Consider the following 250-nt stretch of genomic DNA (forward strand, 5'->3'; position numbering starts at 1 on the left):
GCCGGCCCCGAGACCAAGGATCCCGCCGACCTCAGCGATCAGGGAGATTTCCCGGGCCCGTTGATGGGTGATGCCCAGATCCGGTGGGGTGAGGGCGTCCTCGATCCCGACATACTCGGCGATGGTGAGGGCCTTGACGGCCGCGAGTTGGGATTCGAGCCGTCGCACCACGCCCAGGCGCTGTAAACGGTTTTCCTTGGCCCGCTCCAGCAGGTCCTCCCCGGACCAATCATCCTCCAACGCAACATCC

1 pseudogene is annotated in these 250 nt (G+C 65.6%); it reads right to left on the reverse strand.

What is annotated here, in order from left to right:
• A pseudogene (locus ASF72_RS20585) lies at window positions 1–250 on the reverse strand (HNH endonuclease signature motif containing protein); the annotation flags it as partial.

The sequence above is a fragment of the Arthrobacter sp. Leaf141 genome (assembly GCF_001424565.1).
Lineage (GTDB): Bacteria > Actinomycetota > Actinomycetes > Actinomycetales > Micrococcaceae > Arthrobacter.